Raw genomic sequence first — 17,428 nt, 5'->3', positions numbered from 1 at the left:
CGTCATCTCAAGTTCCCGTTCTCGCGCCCCACAGCGATACGCCTGCCTTCGACTGCACCGTAAAGGTCACCTCAAAGGCGCCGGCGTTGGTATTCCACTGCCGCGACAAGATCCCATTGTAGACTGTACCGTCGGCCAGCACGATGCCGACCTTGTTTGCGCCCTGGTGCGTCCAGGTGCCTGCCAGCGCACCGCTGACGGCGCCGCCGGCGGCCAGGGTCACGACCTGCGATGGCTTGATGGTTGCCGAAATGTCCTTGCCATGGTTGATCACCTTGTACGTGCCCGCTGCGTCAGCCGCAGTAACGTCTGCCGACAGCGTGGTGGCATTCTTCGACAGCGGAACATAGCGGAATGGCGCCACCACCGGCCAGCCGTCGGCGTTGATGAACATTTCGTGCACGCGTACCTCATGCACCTCGCCCTGACCCGGGAAGCGGGTATGGAACACCAGGAAGTACTTGCCGGCAGCCGCATCGTAGTACGCCGAGTTGTGGCCCGGCGATACGTAGCCGAGCGCCGTGCCGCTCTCGCCCGCCGCCAGCGCAAACTGGTGGCTGCCCATCAGCTTCTGCCCGTGCGGTGCGATGCTGGCGTCGTCAAACAGCGGCAACGCCGGGTTGGCCTTGACGGTCGCCATGTCGGTGCCCGCTGCATCCACATACGGGCCGTCCGGGTTCAGCGAACGGGCAACGCGGATGTTGTAGCCGCCATTTGCATCCAGCCCGCCAAACGATACGAACAGGTAGTAGTACTTGCTGTCAGAGCTGTACAGGATGTACGCGCCCTCGATGCGCGCGTGATTGCCGCCCATCAGGTGCTTGCCGTAGCCCTGGCCGGGCTTCTGCAGCCCGGTCGCCGGGTCCATCTCCATGATGAAGATGCCGCCGGAGTAGGAGCCGTACACCATCCACAGCTTGCCGCTGCTGTCGCGGAAGACGTTGGGGTCCACCACGTTGGGATGCTTCGTGGCGTCGTAGATGGTGCCGTCGGGACTGACCTCGCCCCACATACCGGACTTCAGCAGCAGTTGCTTGTTGACGTAAGGGCCGTCCACCTTGTCCGCCACCGCCACGCCGAGTGCGGAGCGCGGAGAGTCGCCCTTGCAGGCGCAGTAGTACATGTAGAACTTGCCGTCATCCAGTTTGGCCACGTCCGGCGCCCACAGCGTGTCGGACTGAGCCCAGGTCAGCGCTTCCGTCAGCGCCACGGTAACGTTGTTGAACAGCGGATTGCCGGCGTTGACGCCATCGGCAATCTTCGTCCAGTTCATCCAGTCGGTGGTTTTTGCCGCCGCCAGGTGGGAACCGAATACGTAATAGGCGTCGCCCGACTTGATCACCGAAGGGTCATGCACCGATACGTTGGCGAAGGCGACCGTCGTCACCGATGGCGTAGTTGGCGGCACTGGCGACGCCGCGGGTGGCGCCGACGCCGGGGCCACGGCGGTGGACGAGCCACCGCCGCCGCCACCGCAGCCGCCCAGGCCCGCCAGGGCGACACCGGCCGCCGCCGAGCGCAGAAACGCCCGGCGTTGCACGGAGATGTTTTCCATCTTAGTCTCCGACGGCCACAACGACGACCGACTTGGCCGGCATCTTCACGGTCAGCTTGCCGCCGCTGGACTGCACGGCGATCGGCGCCGGCTTCACGGCGTCCGGCTTGGCGAAGGTGTTGTGCGCATCCATGGCGTTGGCGGTCAGCACGCGTGCGCTGGCCTTGCCTGCACCCACGCCATCGATGTTCACTTCTTCAGCCTCGACGGGATTGGTGTTCACCAGCGCCACGTAGATCTTGCCATCCTTGCCGCGTGCGGCGGAAGCGCTGAGCTGCGGGATGCTCTTGTCGCCGGAGCTGTACTTGCGGTTGCCTTCCAGCGACAGCGGCAGGGTGGTCGCGCCCTGGAACGGCACGTACATTTCGTATGCGTGGTAAGTCGGCGTCAGCAGCATCTTCTCATTGTCGGTCAGGATCATGGCCTGCAGCACATTGACCATCTGCGCAATATTGGTCATGCGCACGCGGTCGGCATGGTCGTGGAAGATGTTGAAGTTCAGCGCGGCCACCACTGCATCACGCAGGGTGTTCTGCTGGTACAGGAAGCCGGCGTTGGTGCCCTTCTCCACGTCATACCAGGTACCCCATTCGTCGACATAGAAGCCCAGCTTCTTCTCCGGATCGTTCTTGTCCAGCACCTTCACGTTGTTGCGGATGTGGTCTTCCATGCGCATGGTGGCATGCAGGGTCGAGAACCATTCATTGTCGGGGAAACCGGTGGCCGCGCCCTTCACTTCCCACTTGCCGGTCGGGATGGTGTAGTAGTGGAAGCTGATGCCGTCCGTCATATTCTTGGCGGACTTGCTCAGTTCTTCGGTCCAGCTGGTGTCGTTGTCGTTGCCGCCGCTGGCGACCATTTTCGGACGCGCGCCGGCCGGGGTCTTGAGGAAGGTGACGCTCTGGCGATACAGGTTGGTGTAGTACTCCGGCTTCATATTGCCGCCGCAGCCCCAGGCTTCGTTACCAACGGCGAAGTAGGCTACCTTGAACGGCTTGTCGCGGCCATTCTTGCGGCGCAATTCCGGCAGGGTCGACTTGTTATCGGAGGTCATGTACTCCAGCCATTCCGCCATTTCCTGCGGCGAGCCGGTGCCCAGGTTGCCGTTCACGTAGGCATCCGCGCCCAGCTGCTCGACCAAGTCGAAGAATTCATGAGTGCCGACCGCGTTGTTCTCGTCCACGCCGCCCCAGGTGGTGTTGATCTTGACCGGACGCTTGTTGCGCGGGCCGATGCCTTCGCGCCAGTGGTATTCATCGGCGAAGCAGCCGCCTGGCCAGCGCACCAGCGGCACGTGCAGCTTCTTCAGCGCACCGATCACGTCGTTGCGCCAGCCGCGCGTATTCGGGATCTTCGATTGCGGGCCGACCCACATTCCGCCGTAGATGCCGGTGCCAAGGTGCTCGGCGAACTGGCCGTAGACCTCCTTGTTGATGACCGGACCGGGTTTGGCGGTGTCGATCTTTACGGTGGTGGCAGCTTGCGCCAGGCCTGCGGTGAGCAAGGCCAACGCGATCATCGTCTTCTTCATAGCATCTCCTAGTTTATTGTTTGAATACCGCAACGAAGCCGCCGTGTGGCTGCATCGTGATCTTCTGCTTGCCGGCGGCAACCTCCCGCTGGCTGAATTCGCGCTCGCCGGCGCCATCGGTGATCAGCGTGCCTGGCGCGCCGAGTTCCACCGTTACTTCCTGCGCGCTGTCCTGCGCATTGATACCTGCCACGTACCAGGTGTCGCCGGCGCGCCGCGCCAGCACCACGTAGCGTGCCGGCACGCCGTCGACGAAGCGTACGTCGTCCCAGCTGCGTGGCAGTTGCCGCAGCAGGTCCTGCACATAGGCCGGCGCTGTTGCCATGCCGTCCGGGGTTTCGGCGAAATGCTGGATGCCGGACGTGAACAACACCGCTTCCGCCAGCTCGAAACCGTTGCGCGTGGCGCGCTTGATTTTGGGGATGTCGCCGAAAGCCATGGGAGTGAAGTCCATCGGGTCGAACAGGTTGCGTGCGAAAGGCAGCATGGCTGCATGCTTGACCACCTTGTCCTGGCCGTCCTGCTCAAAGGTGGAGAACTCGAAACCGCGTACCGCCTCCGCCGTCATCAGGTTGGGGTAGGTACGGCTCCAGCCGCGCGGCAGCGTGGCGCCGTGGAAGTTCACCAGGAGGCCGGCTTCCGCCGCGTCCTTCAGGATGTCGACATAGTAGGCGATGAAGGACTGGCCATCGCCGCCGAAGAAGTCAATCTTCACGCCCTTGATGCCCATTTCGCGCAAGCGCGCGAAATCGGCGCGGCGCGCTTCGCGGGTCAGCAGCTTGCCCTTGGGCGAATACTCGGTCTTGTTCCAGCTGCCGGAGGAGTTGTACCAGGCCAGCAGGCCGACGCCCTTCCCTGCCGCGTACTGGGCCAGCTCGCGCATCCTGTCGTAGCCGATCTTGCGGTCCCAGTCAGCGTCGACCAGGGTGTAATCCCACTTCATCTGCACCGCATAGTCGATGAACTTTTTCTGCACATCGAACACGGTGGCATCGTCTTTCAGGATGGCCCAGCTCCACGAAGCGTGGCCCGGCTGCACCAGCGCGGCATCGAACGGGATCGCAGGCGCAGCCAGGTCGGTGCCCAGCGTCGACTGCATGACCGTGGCCAATGGTCCCAGGGCCAGCACGCGCCATGGCGAGACCGCGCCGCTGCCCATCAGCGCGCCACCGGGGAACACTTCCGGAGCGCTCGGGCCGCCAATGCGGTATTCGCCGCCAGGCGACTTGTCCTGCAGGCGCGAGGCGTGCCAGCTGCCGTCCATGCCGGCCTCGGTCAGCGCGACCCAGTTGTCGCCGCTGCGGAACAGGGCCGGGAAGACCCAGCCCGACGGCAGGGGCGATGCGGTGCCGACCGGGATGTCGGCCCGGTAGTATTCTTCGTAGGAAGGATTGGTGTTCGCCCAGCCGGTCTGCGCTACCGACATCGGTTGCAGCCAGGCGCGGGCAGCTGGCGCGAAGGCGAAGCTGGTGGCCTCGCTGCGCACGGTGCCGCCGGCGGTCTCGTAGCGGAAGGCGACACCGTCGTTGGAAACGCGGAACACGATGTCGAGTTTGCGCCCCTGTTTGTCGCGCAAGGAGAAGCGGCGTTCGTTGGCTTCGTAATGGTTGTTGCGGCGCTTGCCGGTAGCGAGCGTGTAGTCTTCGGAAATGCGCTGCACTGCGCCGGCGGAAGCCAGGCGCAGGCTGCGTGTCAGGTCGGCCGATTGCAACTGGAGTCCAAGGCGGGAAGTCAGCAGCACCGGCTGGCCGGCGCGGGCGACCGCATAGGTCGGCTCGCCGCGCGGCGATAGTTCGAACTGCACCTTGACCTGCTTGTCAGGGCTGGCGATGTCGTGCGCGAAGGACCACGACTGGACTGCCACCAGCAATGCCGGAAGGGCGAGCTTGATCATGGCAATCTCCTTTTAAACCCAGCCTGCGTCAACGATAAAATCCTGCGCCGTGCACATGGCGCTGTCATCGGCGCCCAGGAACAGGCACATGGCAGCGATGTGTTCCGGCAGCAGCTTGCCCGGCAGGCACTGGCTGCGGGCGATCTCTTCTTCCGCCGCAGCGTCGACCCACAGGTCCACCTGGCGCTGGGTCATGACCCAGCCTGGCGTGACCGTGTTGACGCGCACATTGTGCTTGCCCAGGTCGCGCGCCATGCCGCGGGTCAGCCCGTGGGTTGCGGCCTTGGCGGTCGCGTACACGGGATAACCGGCGCCCTTGGCGATCCAGGAGATCGAACCGATGTTGATGATGGAGCCGCCGCCCTTGGCCTTCATGCCCGGCAGGACTGCCTGGCAGGTGAAGAACAGCGGGCGCTGGTTGATGGCGATGCGCTGGTCCCAGTATTCCGGGGTCACATCTTCGACACTATGACGCTGGTCGTTCGCCGCATTGTTCACCAGCACGTCGAAATCGCCCAGTTCCGCCGCAAACTCTTTCATCGTGCGCTGCAGCGCCGCGATGTCGGTGATGTCGCAGGCGCGGAACTGAGGGCGCTCGGCGCCGCTGGCGGCAACAGCGTCGCACAATGCTTCGCTGGCCTCTTTCGCAATATCGACGAACGCCACGCGGGCGCCCTGTTTTGCAAAGGCCGCGACGATGCTGGCGCCGATGCCGGTGCCGCCGCCGGTGACAAATACCCGCTTGCCCTGGAGGCTCGGGTAGTTTGCTGCTTGTGTCATGGTGTCTCCATATTTTTATTGCTGTTTTTCTAGTGCTGGCCGAGGACGCCGTCGCGGCGCCGCCAGGTATTGCCCGGATTTTCATCCTGCAGCACCGGCGGCAGCAGCGAGGCCGGCAAGTCCTGGTAGCACACGGCGCGCAGGAAGCGGTAGATTGCCGCCGTGCCGACCGAGGTGCTGCGGCCATCCGAGGTGGATGGGAATGGGCCGCCGTGCACCATCGCGCTGGTGACTTCGACGCCGGTCGGATAGCCATTGGCCAGGATACGGCCGGCTTTGCGCTCCAGCACCGGCAGCAGCTTGCGCGCAGTCGCGGCATCGCCGTCGGCCATCTGCAGGGTAGCGGTCAGCTGGCCTTCCAGGTGTTCCGCCACGGCGATCATCTCGTCGATGTCGCGGCAGGCGATCACCAGCGAAGCCGGGCCGAATACTTCATCCGACAGCGCATGCTGCGACAGGAAGGCCTTCGCTGTGGTGCGGAACAGCGCAGCGCCGCCCTTGCAGCCGCCGTGCGGGGTGGCAGTGACAGTTTCAACGTCGTTGCGCGAGGCCAGCGCCTGCACGCCGCGCTGGTAGGCGCCGGCGATGCCTGCGCTCAGCATGGTCGCAGGTGCGACGCCGCCCAATGCCTGCGCGGCGCTGGCGCAGAAGCGCTCCAGGCCCGGGCCTTCAATGCCCAGCACCAGGCCGGGGTTGGTGCAGAACTGGCCGACGCCCAGCGTCAGCGATGCCGCAAAGCCGGCAGCGATGCTGTCAGGACGGCCAGCCAGGGCTTCCGGCAACAGGAAGACCGGGTTGATGCTGCTCATTTCAGCGTACACGGGAATCGGCTGCTTGCGCGCTGCGGCGGTAACCATCAGCGCGGTACCGCCGCTGCGGGAACCGGTAAAGCCGACCGCCTGGATCGCAGGATGCGCCACCAGCGTCTGGCCGATGTGGCTGCCGCTGCCGGTCAGCAGCGCGAATACGCCCGCCGGCAGGCCGCACTGGGCCACGGCGGCCACCACGGCGCGCGCCACCAGCTCGGAAGTGCCAGGGTGGGCGGAGTGCGCCTTCACCACCACCGGGCAGCCGGCCGCCAGCGCGGAAGCCGTATCGCCGCCGGCTACAGAGAACGCCAGCGGGAAGTTGGAAGCGCCGAAGACGGCAACCGGGCCAACGCCGATCAGGCGGAAACGCAGGTCGGCGCGCGGCGGCGTGCGGGTCGGCAGGGCCACGTCGATGCGCGGATCGCACCACGAGCCTTCGCGCAACAACGCGGCGAACATCTTGAGCTGGTTGCAAGTACGCGCCCGCTCGCCTTCCAGGCGGGCTTGCGGCAGGCCGGTTTCGGCCATGGCCCGCTCGATCAGTTCCGCGCCGATGTCGAGGATGTTGCGGGCAATCGCGTCCAGCAGTTCCGCACGCGCGGTGTCGCTGGTGGCACGGAAGGTGTCGAATGCGGCGCCGGCCAGGCGGCAAGCGTCATTTACCTGCTCGACGCTGACAGCGTTGAATTCTTCGCCGAACTGCTGCTCCAGGCCGGGATTGAAGGCGCGCTGTGCGGCGCCCTCCCCGCGCACGGCCACGCCGCCAATGAGTGCTTCGCCGGTAATGGTCATAGTTGGTTCACTTTCTTGTAGCGGGATTCCTGGATGCGCAGCGGATTGCGCAGGGCCGGGCCAAATGCCGGTGCCTCGACTTCAAAGGTCTCGCCTGCCTGCACGGAGATGCCGTCGGCGAAGCTCAGGGTGGCGGTGCCGAAGAAATGGATGTGCACGTCGCCAGGGCGGCAGAACAGGCCATACTTGAAGTGGTGGTATTCCAGGTTGGCGATGGTGTGCGACATGTTCTGTTCGCCGCTGACGAAGGCCTTTTGCCAGCGCACCGCGCCATCCTTGCCGACGATACGCGAGGCGCCGTCGATATGCTGCGGCAGTTCGCCCACGCGCAGGGCCGGGCCGAGGCCACAGTTGCGCAGCTTGGAGTGCGCCAGGTAGAGGTAGTTCTGGCGTTCCGTCACGTGGTCGGAAAACTCGTTGCCGATGGCGAAACCGAGGCGGTAAGGCTGGCCGTCTTCGCCGATCACGTACAGGCCGGCGATCTCAGGCTCTTCGCCGCCGTCCAGCGAGAACTCGGGCATGGTCAGCGCCTGGCCGGTGGCGGCAACGATCGAACCGTCGCCCTTGTAGAACCATTCCGGCTGCACGCCGCGTTGGCCTTCCGCAGGCTTGCCGCCTTCCACGCCGAGGCGGAACATCTTCATGGAATCGCTCAGCGACTCGACGTCGCCGCCGATCTTGCGGTGCATGGCGTCGCGCGCATCGGCGCTGCCCAGGTGGGTCAGGCCGGTGCCGGTGACGTAGCAGTGCGCCGGGTCGGCGTGGTCCAGCGGCGGCAGGATGCGGCCGGCGGTCGCCACGGCTTCGTAGCTTTCGGTACTGGTGCCGATGGCAGCTTGCGCAACGGCGGCCAGGCCTTTTCCGCTGCCGATGGCGCGCTGCGCCAGTTCATAGGTGGTGGACACGCCGTCCAGCACGCGCAGCACGTCGCCGTCCAGCGAGGCTACGCGGCGCGAGCCGGCTTCATTGGTGAATTGTACGAGCAGCATGGGTTCTCCTTAGTGCGAATGGCGCGGCACGGCCGAACCGCGGCAGCCAACCAGGAAGTCGAAGTCGCAGCCTTCGTCGGCTTGCAACACGTGGTCGATATACAGTTGCTGGTAGCCGGACTTCGGCGGCTCCTGCTGCGCGGCGCGCTCGGCGAGGCGCGCCTTCATTTCCTCGTCGCTAATCTCGAGCTGCAGCTTGTTGTTGGCGCAATCGAGCTCGATCCAGTCGCCATCCTTCACGGCGCCGAGCGGGCCGCCGGCCATCGCTTCCGGCGCCACGTGCAGCACCACAGTGCCGTAGGCGGTACCACTCATGCGTGCGTCGGAAATGCGGACCATGTCCTTGATGCCCTTGGCCAGCAGCTTTGGCGGCAGGCCCATATTGCCGACTTCCGCCATGCCCGGATAGCCTTTCGGGCCGCAGTTCTTCATCACCAGGATCGAGTTCTCGTCGACGTCCAGGTCCGGATCGATGATGCGCTCCTTGTAGTGGTCGAAGTTCTCGAACACCACGGCCTTGCCGCGATGCTGCATCAGGTGCGGCGAGGCGGCGGAAGGCTTCAGCACTGCTCCGCGCGGCGCCAGGTTGCCGCGCAGGATGCAGATGCCGCCATCGGCGATTAGCGGGTTGTCGATCTTGCGAATCACTTCATCGTTGTAGATCGGCGCTTCGGAGCAGTTCTCGCCAATGGTCTTGCCGTTGACGGTCAGCGCATCCGGATGCGGCAGCAGGTTTGCTTCGCCCATGCGGCGGATCACGCCCGGCAAGCCGCCGGCGTAGTAGAACTCTTCCATCAGGTAGCGGCCGGAAGGCATCAGGTCGACGATGGTCGGCATGCCTTTGCCAACCTTGGTCCAGTCTTCCAGCTCCAGCGGCACGCCGATGCGGCCGGCGATGGCTTTCAGGTGGATCACGGCGTTGGTCGAACCGCCGATGGCGGCGTTGACGCGGATCGCGTTCTCGAAGTTTTCGCGCTTGAGGATCTTGGACAGGCGCAGGTCTTCCCACACCATTTCGACGATGCGGATGCCGGACATATGCGCCAGCACGTAGCGGCGCGCGTCGACGGCAGGAATCGCAGCGTTGTGCGGCAGCGAGGTGCCGAGCGATTCGGCCATGCAGGCCATGGTGGATGCGGTACCCATGGTGTTGCAGGTGCCGGCGGAACGGGACATGCCCGCTTCGGCCGACATGAACTGGTGCATGGTGATTTCGCCGGCCTTGACCTGCTCGTGCAGTTGCCAGACGGCGGTGCCAGAACCGATGTCCTTGCCGTTCAGTTTGCCGTTCAGCATCGGGCCGCCGGTCACGACGATGGTCGGCAGGTCGACCGAGGCGGCGCCCATCAGCAGCGCCGGGGTGGTCTTGTCGCAGCCCACCAGCAGTACCACGGCATCCATCGGATTGCCGCGGATGGATTCTTCCACGTCCATGCTGGCCAGGTTACGGGTCAGCATGGCGGTTGGGCGCAGGTTGGATTCGCCGTTGGAGAACACAGGGAATTCGACCGGGTAGCCGCCCGCTTCCAGGATGCCCTTCTTGACGTGTTCCGCGAGCTGGCGGAAGTGTGCGTTGCACGGGGTCAGTTCGGACCAGGTATTGCAGATGCCGATGATTGGCTTGCCGCGGAATTCGTGATCAGGAATGCCCTGGTTCTTCATCCAGCTCCGGTACATGAAGCCGTTTTTGTCCTGCGTCCCGAACCATTCGGCCGAGCGAAGTTTTATCGTTTTCTTTGTCTCTGACATGGATTCCTCCGCTTATTGATGGAGGAAATGTTACGGCTCAGAGCAATATATTTCTAATGACTTATTTGTTCCTATCAATATCAAAATCAATATCGAGAAAAACGGAAGGCCAGGGTGTTCCGATAGACCTCTCCCGGGCGCAGGATCACGCTGGGGAAATGCGGTTTATTGGGCGCGTCAGGGAAGTGTTGCGGCTCCAGGCAAAAGCCGCCGCGATGCGGGAAACCCAGCGAGCCGTCAAGGAAATTCCCGCTGTAGAACTGGATGCCCGGCTCGTGAGTGAGCACTTCCAACTGCCGCCCGGAGCGCGGTTCGCGCACCCGTACCGCGCAGCGCATGCCCTCGGCCGGCGCCAGCGCAAAGTTATGGTCGTAGACCGCATCGCCGATGGCGCGCGGCTCGCGGAAATCGAACGGCGTTCCCGCCACGGCGGCCAGTTCGCCGGTTGGTATCAAACCGTCGTCGACCGGCGTGTAATGCGGCGCATCGATCCACATTTCGTGATCGTTGATGGTGCCGCTGCCGGCCAGGTTGAAGTAGGCGTGGTGGGTCAGGTTGACCGGCGTTGCGCGGTCTGTGGTGGCGCGGAAGTCCACAGTCAGCGCGCCATCGTCGCTGAGCGTGTAGCTTGCCTGCACGTCAAGATTGCCGGGATAGCCCTGCTCCCCGTCCGGGCTGCGGTAGCGCAGCACCAGGGCCTCGCCTTCCACGTCGGCATCCCACACCACCTTGTCGAAACCTTGCGCGCCGCCATGCAGGTGGTTGGCGCCATCGTTGACGGCCAACTGGTGCTCGGCGCCGTCCAACGTGAAGCGGCCTTGCGCGATACGATTGCCGCAGCGTCCGATCAGCGCGCCGAAATAAGGCGAACGGCCGAAATACTCAGCCGCCGTGTCGAAGCCCAGCGTGACATTGGCCAAGCGGCCGTCACGATCCGGGGCCAGGATATGGGTGACGATCCCGCCGTAATTGGTGATCCTGACCTCCATGCCTTGGGCATTGGTCAGGGTGAACAGGGACAGCGGCGTGCCGTCCGGTGCGTGGCCGAATGGCGCGCTCTGGATCATGTGTGCTTACTCGATAACTGAGGGCCGTCCGAAGACGGGCATGCCCTGCGCATCCCAGCGCAGCGGTTTGACGAAAGTATGGCGGTCCGGGTTCCACAACGGGTCGCCGACGATTTCCGTGTACGTGCGGGCATGGTACACCAGCAGCACGTTTCCGTCCGCGTCCACGGTGAAGCTGTTATGCCCAGGGCCGTAGATGCCGTGCTCGAAGCAGGTCTGCAGTACCGGCTCCTTCGACTTGGTCCAGGCGGCAGGGTCCAGCAGGTCCGCATCGGCATCGGCCCACAGCAGGCCCATGGCGTAATTCTCGTCGGTGGCGCTGGCGGAATAGCTGATGAACACCTTGCCGTTGCGCTGCAGGACGGACGGGCCTTCGTTGACCCAGAAGCCGCGGATCTCCCAGTCGAACTCCGGCTTGGTCAGCATCACCGGCTTGCCCTTGATCTGCCACGGCGTTTCCATCTCTGCGATGTAGAGATTGGAATTGCCTTCGATTTCATTGTCCTTCTGCGCCCACAGGTAATACAGCTTGCCCTTGTGGGTGAAGGTGGTCGCATCCAGGCAGAAGGTGTCGATGCCGGAATCGACCTGCCCCATGAACTCCCACTCCCCTTCCAGCGGATTGGCGTTCTGGTTGCGGATCGCGTACATGCGGTGCTGGAACAGCTTGTACTTGATCTCGCGGCTCGGTGCGGCGGCAAAATAGACGTACCAGGCGCCCTGGTTGTAGTGCAGTTCCGGCGCCCAGATCAATTCACTGTAGGCGCCGGTGTCCGGCTTGTGCCATACGTCCACGGTCTGCGCATCGCGCAAGCCTTCTATGGTGGCGGCGCGACGCAGTTCGATGCGGTCGTATTGCGGCACCGAGGCGGTGAAGTAGTAATAGCCGTCGCTGTGGCGAACGATATAGGGATCGGCGCGTTGCTCGATCAAGGGAGACAGTTTTTGCATGTTCAAGCGCTTACATAGCCGTTGGACTTCATGCTCTCTTTCACGGTGCCGTAATACTCATCGCTGATGCGATAGGCGAACATCAACAGCCCCATGAGCAGGTGGAAGAAGCCAGGAATCACCGAAAGCATCAGGGCGATGCCGTTCAGTGCGAATTCGGATTGCGCCTGATTAGGCACGTAATGGAAATAGGTGAGCAGGATGCCAACCAGGCCGCCGGCGATCGCCATGCCCGCCTTCTGGCAGACCGAAATGCCGCCGAAAGCAAACCCGGAAACGCGCTTGCCGGTCTTGACCTGGCCGTAGTCGATCGTCTCGCCGATAGCGGACCAGAATACCGGCGCATGCAGGTCGACGATGAACGACAGTGCGAAGAACAGTATGAAGGCCAGCATCACATCGCCCGGCTTGACGAGGAGGTAAATCGCCAGGCTGATGCCCGCCACGATCAACTGCGTCCAGCGGAACAGCTTGACCTTGCAGTAGACCTTCGTGATCCAAGTCGATGCGATCATCGACAGGATGGCGGCCACCACGCCGGTGGACAGGAAGGCCGATACCTGCGCCGTATTGAGGCCCAGATAGTACTTGGCGTAATAGATCGCCACCGAACCTCGCACCACATAGCCGATGGTGCCGGTCACGCACACGCCGCACAGGATCAGCCACTGGTCGTTCTTCATCAGCACCTTCAACTGCTCGCCCAGCGACTGTCGCACCACCACATGGTGCACGCGCTCGGTGGTGGTGAAGAAGCAGAACAGGAACAGCGCCACGCCCAGCACCGCCATCACCGCCATCGCCATCTGGTAGCCGTGGGCGGCATTACCCTCGCCCCAGCGCTCCGACAGCAGCGGCACCACGATGGTCACCAGGAAAGCGCCAATCTTGGCAAAGAACAGGCGGTAGCCGTTGGCCGACAGGCTTTCCTTCGGATCGCTGGTCAGCGCACTTGGCAGGGAAATATACGGAATGCCAACACCCGCCGTCATCACGGTCATGATGATGTAGGTGGAGTAAGCCCACACCAGCTTGGCGTCGTAGCTCCAGTCCGGCGTGGAGAACACGAAGAGAATACTTACGCCGTAAGGAACCGCAAGCCACAGCAGGTAGGGGCGATAGCGGCCGAAGCGGCTGGTGAAACGGTCGGTGATCTGCCCCATCGTCAGGTCGGCCACCGCGCCGACAATCTTCACCAGCACGAACAACAGCGCCAGGTCTTGCGTTCGCAAGCCGTAGATGTCGGTGTAGAAGAAAGTAATAATCAGCATCATGGACGAGATCACGACATTGAGTGCCGCATCCCCTGCCCCGAAGCCCGCCTTTTCGAGCACCGACATCTTTTGGTTTTGCATGGTAAATCAGTTCTTCCAGTTCAACATCAGGCCAACGGTACGGTCGTAGCGGCGGATATCGCGTGGATACACGTTCGCGTCGGTCCAGTAGTCCTTGTATTTGAAGTTCAGCAGGTTGGTGCCGGTCAGCGTCACAGACAGGTTCGGGGTGAACTTGTAGCTGAGGGAACCATCCAGGCTGCTGGTGGCACCTGCGACCAGGTTGCGGCTCGGCGCAGCCCCCTGGATTGCCGACCCGTCGCCATAAATCTGCGTGAACTTCGAGCGCCAGTTATAGGCCAGGCGGCCGGAGATGCCATTCTTCTCATACAGCAGAACAATGTTATACGAGTTCTTGGACATGCCGGGGAAAGGCAGGTCGCCCGGCCCGATGGACGACGACGTCACGCCGCCTTCCATATAAGTGTAGTTCAACTGGGTGCCGAAACCACTCAGCCAGCCAGGCAGTTTGTCGTAGAACTGCTGGTAGGACAGCTCCACGCCCTGCAGGTGTCCCTTGTCGGTATTGAAAGGACGGCTCGTCTGGTAGGTCACACCCTGGTACACCTCGGGCTGGGCGCGGCTGACGATATAGCCGTCAAAGTTATGGCGGAACACGGTGCCGCTGACCATTGCCGCCGGCGCGAAATACCACTCCAGCGCCGCATCGACGTTCTGGCCGGTGACCGGCTTCAGGTCCGGATTGCCGCCCGACGCAGAAGCCTGCACGGTGTTGCCGTTCGAGTTCACATAGGCTGTCCCCGGGTTCAACTGGGCGAAGTCAGGACGGCTGAGCGTCTTGGCGTATGCCAGGCGCGCGATCAGGTCCTTGCGCAGCGTCGCCTTGAAACTGGCGCTAGGCAGGGTATCGGTGCCCGAACTTTCCTTCGGCGTAGCGACTGGAACGCCATTCACCATGCTGTAGCCCAGCAGGTCCGAATCGGTCTTGGAGACACGCACGCCAACCACGCCGTCGACCGGCACGCTGCCCCACTCCCAACCCAGGCGCGCCTTGCCGTAGAAGGCGTAGTTCTTCTCGTTGACGGAGAAGAAGGAACCCTGGTCCAGTGCCTTGGCGGCGGTGGAGCCGGTAACTGCCTTGCGAACCTCGCTGGTGTTATTCAGCAGGAAGCTGGCGCATGGTGTGTACCAGTATGGCGTGCCGTAATCTTCAGACAGCTCGCGGTTGGTGCAGCTCATGCCAGGCAGGGTCGCAGCCGAAACGCGCGTCGCGGCATTGAAAGCATCCGGCGCACCCATGCTGCCTTCGATCGACTTGATCGATTCGGCGCTACGCTTGTTGAAGCGTACGCCGGCACTGAACTCCTGGAAGATGCCGTTGCCGTCAGGCGTATAGGTCGCGTCGGCGCGCCAATCGGTGGATGCACCCTTGTCGTCGCCGTAACGGTCGAACAACTGGAACAGGTACACGTTTTTCGGATCGGTCATGTCGATGCCGCCGTAGCGCATGAAGGCGCCGCCGTTGACATTGGTCTTCAGGAAGACGTCAGGCACGGTAACGATCGTGTCCATGATCGGGTTGCGCCAGTCGTATTTCGACTTGGTGCGGGCCAGCTCGGTGCTCAGGCGCAGGCCCGGTGCGGCACGCCACTTGGCGCCGACAGCGGTCTGCCAGGTGGTGTTCTGCGATGCGCGCGCCTGGGTCGACAGGATGGTGTTGGCATCATGCGAAGTCAGCTCGTCCAGCTGGTCGGTGCCCGGGATCTTGGTGCCGCTGATGCCGCCCCCCGGCGCCCACCATGGCAGGCCGACGAAGAAGTCGGTTTCGTCCTGGTTCTTGTAGCGGGAATAAAGGCCTTCGGCGTAGATCTCGGTATCCTTGTTCGGACGCCATTGCAGGGCGAAGTTCTCGGCCGTGCGCTTGCGCTCACCGTAGATGCCTTGCAGGCCGACCAGGTCCGGGCCGGTCAGGTTCGGCAGCAGCCAGCTTTTCTCGACCGGGAAGGTATTGAAGCTGCGCTCTTCGTGGAAATTGTTGCGCACATACGAAACGCCGAACAGCGCGCCGATTTCACCGTATTCGGTCTTCCAGCGGTTGGAGATCAGGCCATTGGCTTCCGGATCGGTCTTGTGCGCCTTGTCCTGGTTTTTCACGCCGCCGTTGGCGCTCAGCGTGAAGCCCTTGAAGTCGAATGGGCGGTTGGTGCGCACGTCGATCACGCCGGCAATGCCGCCTTCAACCAATTCAGGGCTCTGGGATTTGTAAACGTCCACCCGCTGCAGCATGGTGGACGGAATATCGGCCAGCTGGATATAGCGGCCGGTGGTGGTAAACATTTCGCGACCATTCAGCATGGTGGCGATGCCGGGCAGGCCGCGGATCAGGACCGAGTTCGCCTCGCCCGCGTCGCGGCGCACCTGGATGCCCGGAATGCGGGCCAGGGTCTGGGCAACGTTCGTGTCAGGGAATTTACCGATATCGTCCGCGACGATGGAATCGACCACATTGTCGGCCTTTTGCTTGATATCGAGCGAACTTTGGGCCGCGGCGCGCACGCCGCTCACCTGCACCACTGCGATCTCGGTTTCGGCAGCCTGCTGCGCAAGGGCGGGAACGGTACTGAACAAGCCAATGCCGGCCAATGCAGCTACGGATACTTTAAGTGCGATCGGACGGCGCGGTGCAACCAGCCCAGGCGCGAATGCTTGGCGCTTCATAGGGTCTCCTGACTATAGTTTTTGTAAGTTACCTGTTCTTTGAACTCATCTTAGGTAAATCATTGAGATCGAACTAATCAATTTTTATCAAAGTTCGATATCAAAACCGATATGTCACCCTGGTTGATCTGGGTCATGGAAAGAGGTAAGGAAAATGCAGGATTATGACTGGCAGTGACCCTTCTCGCCCTCCAGACCATGAACCTGACACTCCTGGCGGCCCTTGCCGCTTCCACCCTCGGAACCTCGGGGGCCTTTGACCAGCAGGGCCGCTTGTGGGTGGCGCACACTGGCGACAACGGCATCGTGCTGCAATCGAGCGCCGACGAGGGCCGCAGCTGGACCCCGCCGCGCCTGGTTTTGCCCAAGCCGGAAACGGTGGAGGCGAACGGCGAAGCGCGCCCCAAGATCGCCTTCGGCCCCCAAGGCCAGCTCTATCTGAGCTACACCCAAACGTTGGGCAAACGCCACACCGGCAACATCCGCTTCACCCGTTCACTGGACGGCGGGCGGACTTTTTCGCCCCCGTACACCGTGCAGCGCGACCGCGCCCCGATCGGCCACCGCTTCGACGACATCCAGGTCGACCCTCAGGGCCGCATTTTCCTGGCCTGGCTGGACCAGCGCGACAAGGACGCCGCCCAGGCCGCCCAGCGCCCCTACCGGGGTATCGCCATCTATTACGCCGTCTCCACCGACGGCGGGGCCAGTTTCGGCGAAGACGCCAAGCTGGCCGACCACACCTGCGAATGCTGCCGCATCGCCACCGCCGTGGCGCCGGATGGACGGGTCGCCGCCATGTGGCGCCATATTTTCGAGCCGAATATCCGCGACCATGCCGTAGCCTGGCTGCCGGCCAACGGCAAACCAGCCGCGCCGGCGCGCGCTACGGAGGACGGCTGGAAGATCGACGCCTGCCCGCATCACGGCCCGTCGCTGGCTTTCGATTCCAAGGGCCAGCGCCACCAGGCCTGGTTCAGCGCGGCCGGTTATGAAGGCGGCGCGTTCTATTCCGGGAACGGACAGTTGATGCGCCTTGGCGGCCCGCAGGCGGAACACGCGGAGGTTGCGGCAGCCGGCCAGCGTGTCGCCGTCGTCTGGAAAGAGTTCGACGGCACGGCAACCGGCGTCCACGCGCAGGTATCGCCCGATGGCGGCGCAAGCTGGAGCAAGCACACCGTCGCCACCACCGAGGGCAGTTCCGACCATCCCCACATCATGCGCCGCGGCGCCGAACTCTGGCTGCTGTGGCGCACCGCCGATGAAGGCATCGTTGTTCGCAAACTCGAGGAATGATC

12 protein-coding genes are annotated in these 17,428 nt (G+C 63.3%); 1 reads left to right on the top strand and 11 read right to left on the bottom strand.

The window, feature by feature from the left end; genetic code table 11:
* Positions 1 to 7: 7 nt before the first annotated feature.
* The 11 genes from ACN9MU_RS09440 to ACN9MU_RS09390 form a co-directional block, all read right to left on the bottom strand.
* Positions 8 to 1,555, bottom strand: a complete 1,548-nt coding sequence (locus tag ACN9MU_RS09440; RefSeq protein ID WP_426321917.1) for a glycoside hydrolase family 43 protein — start codon at positions 1,553 to 1,555, stop codon at positions 8 to 10.
* Between the two features lies 1 nt (position 1,556).
* Positions 1,557 to 3,086 (bottom strand): alpha-N-arabinofuranosidase, encoded by a 1,530-nt coding sequence (locus ACN9MU_RS09435; protein WP_426344472.1) that lies wholly within the window; start codon positions 3,084 to 3,086, stop codon positions 1,557 to 1,559.
* 13 nt (positions 3,087 to 3,099) lie between these two features.
* Complete coding sequence (locus tag ACN9MU_RS09430) at positions 3,100 to 4,980, bottom strand: glycoside hydrolase family 97 catalytic domain-containing protein (protein WP_426344471.1); 1,881 nt, start codon at positions 4,978 to 4,980, stop codon at positions 3,100 to 3,102.
* 12 nt (positions 4,981 to 4,992) lie between these two features.
* Entirely contained in the window at positions 4,993 to 5,760 is a 768-nt protein-coding gene (locus ACN9MU_RS09425) for an SDR family NAD(P)-dependent oxidoreductase (protein WP_426321911.1), read from the bottom strand.
* 29 nt (positions 5,761 to 5,789) lie between these two features.
* Positions 5,790 to 7,361, bottom strand: coding sequence for an aldehyde dehydrogenase (NADP(+)) (locus ACN9MU_RS09420; RefSeq protein WP_426321909.1), 1,572 nt, complete (start codon positions 7,359 to 7,361; stop codon positions 5,790 to 5,792).
* Positions 7,358 to 8,350, bottom strand: a complete 993-nt coding sequence (gene araD1, locus ACN9MU_RS09415) for an AraD1 family protein (protein ID WP_426321907.1) — start codon at positions 8,348 to 8,350, stop codon at positions 7,358 to 7,360. The genes ACN9MU_RS09420 and araD1 overlap by 4 nt, the downstream gene beginning before the upstream one ends.
* A 9-nt stretch (positions 8,351 to 8,359) precedes the next feature.
* Positions 8,360 to 10,099: an IlvD/Edd family dehydratase gene (locus tag ACN9MU_RS09410; protein ID WP_426170032.1), complete on the bottom strand. Its 1,740-nt coding sequence runs from the start codon at positions 10,097 to 10,099 to the stop codon at positions 8,360 to 8,362.
* Positions 10,100 to 10,185: 86 nt separating this feature from the next.
* Positions 10,186 to 11,166: an aldose epimerase family protein gene (locus ACN9MU_RS09405; protein ID WP_426337191.1), complete on the bottom strand. Its 981-nt coding sequence runs from the start codon at positions 11,164 to 11,166 to the stop codon at positions 10,186 to 10,188.
* Positions 11,167 to 11,172: 6 nt separating this feature from the next.
* A complete protein-coding gene (locus ACN9MU_RS09400) occupies positions 11,173 to 12,117 on the bottom strand; it encodes a glycoside hydrolase family 43 protein (RefSeq protein WP_426170027.1) in 945 nt (314 codons plus the stop codon).
* Positions 12,118 to 12,119: 2 nt separating this feature from the next.
* The gene (locus ACN9MU_RS09395; protein WP_426170024.1) at positions 12,120 to 13,472 is read right to left on the bottom strand and encodes an MFS transporter; all 1,353 of its coding nucleotides are present in this window, start codon (positions 13,470 to 13,472) and stop codon (positions 12,120 to 12,122) included.
* Positions 13,473 to 13,478: 6 nt separating this feature from the next.
* Positions 13,479 to 16,130, bottom strand: a complete 2,652-nt coding sequence (locus ACN9MU_RS09390; protein ID WP_426170022.1) for a TonB-dependent receptor — start codon at positions 16,128 to 16,130, stop codon at positions 13,479 to 13,481.
* A 174-nt stretch (positions 16,131 to 16,304) separates the two neighbouring features.
* Between ACN9MU_RS09390 and ACN9MU_RS09385 the strand changes: the two genes are divergently transcribed.
* Positions 16,305 to 17,426, top strand: a complete 1,122-nt coding sequence (locus tag ACN9MU_RS09385; protein WP_426344470.1) for a sialidase family protein — start codon at positions 16,305 to 16,307, stop codon at positions 17,424 to 17,426.
* Positions 17,427 to 17,428: the final 2 nt, after the last annotated feature.

This window comes from Pseudoduganella sp. R-32 (assembly GCF_049913245.1).
GTDB lineage: Bacteria > Pseudomonadota > Gammaproteobacteria > Burkholderiales > Burkholderiaceae_D > Rugamonas.
This window is presented reverse-complemented; position numbering and strand designations above follow the sequence as displayed.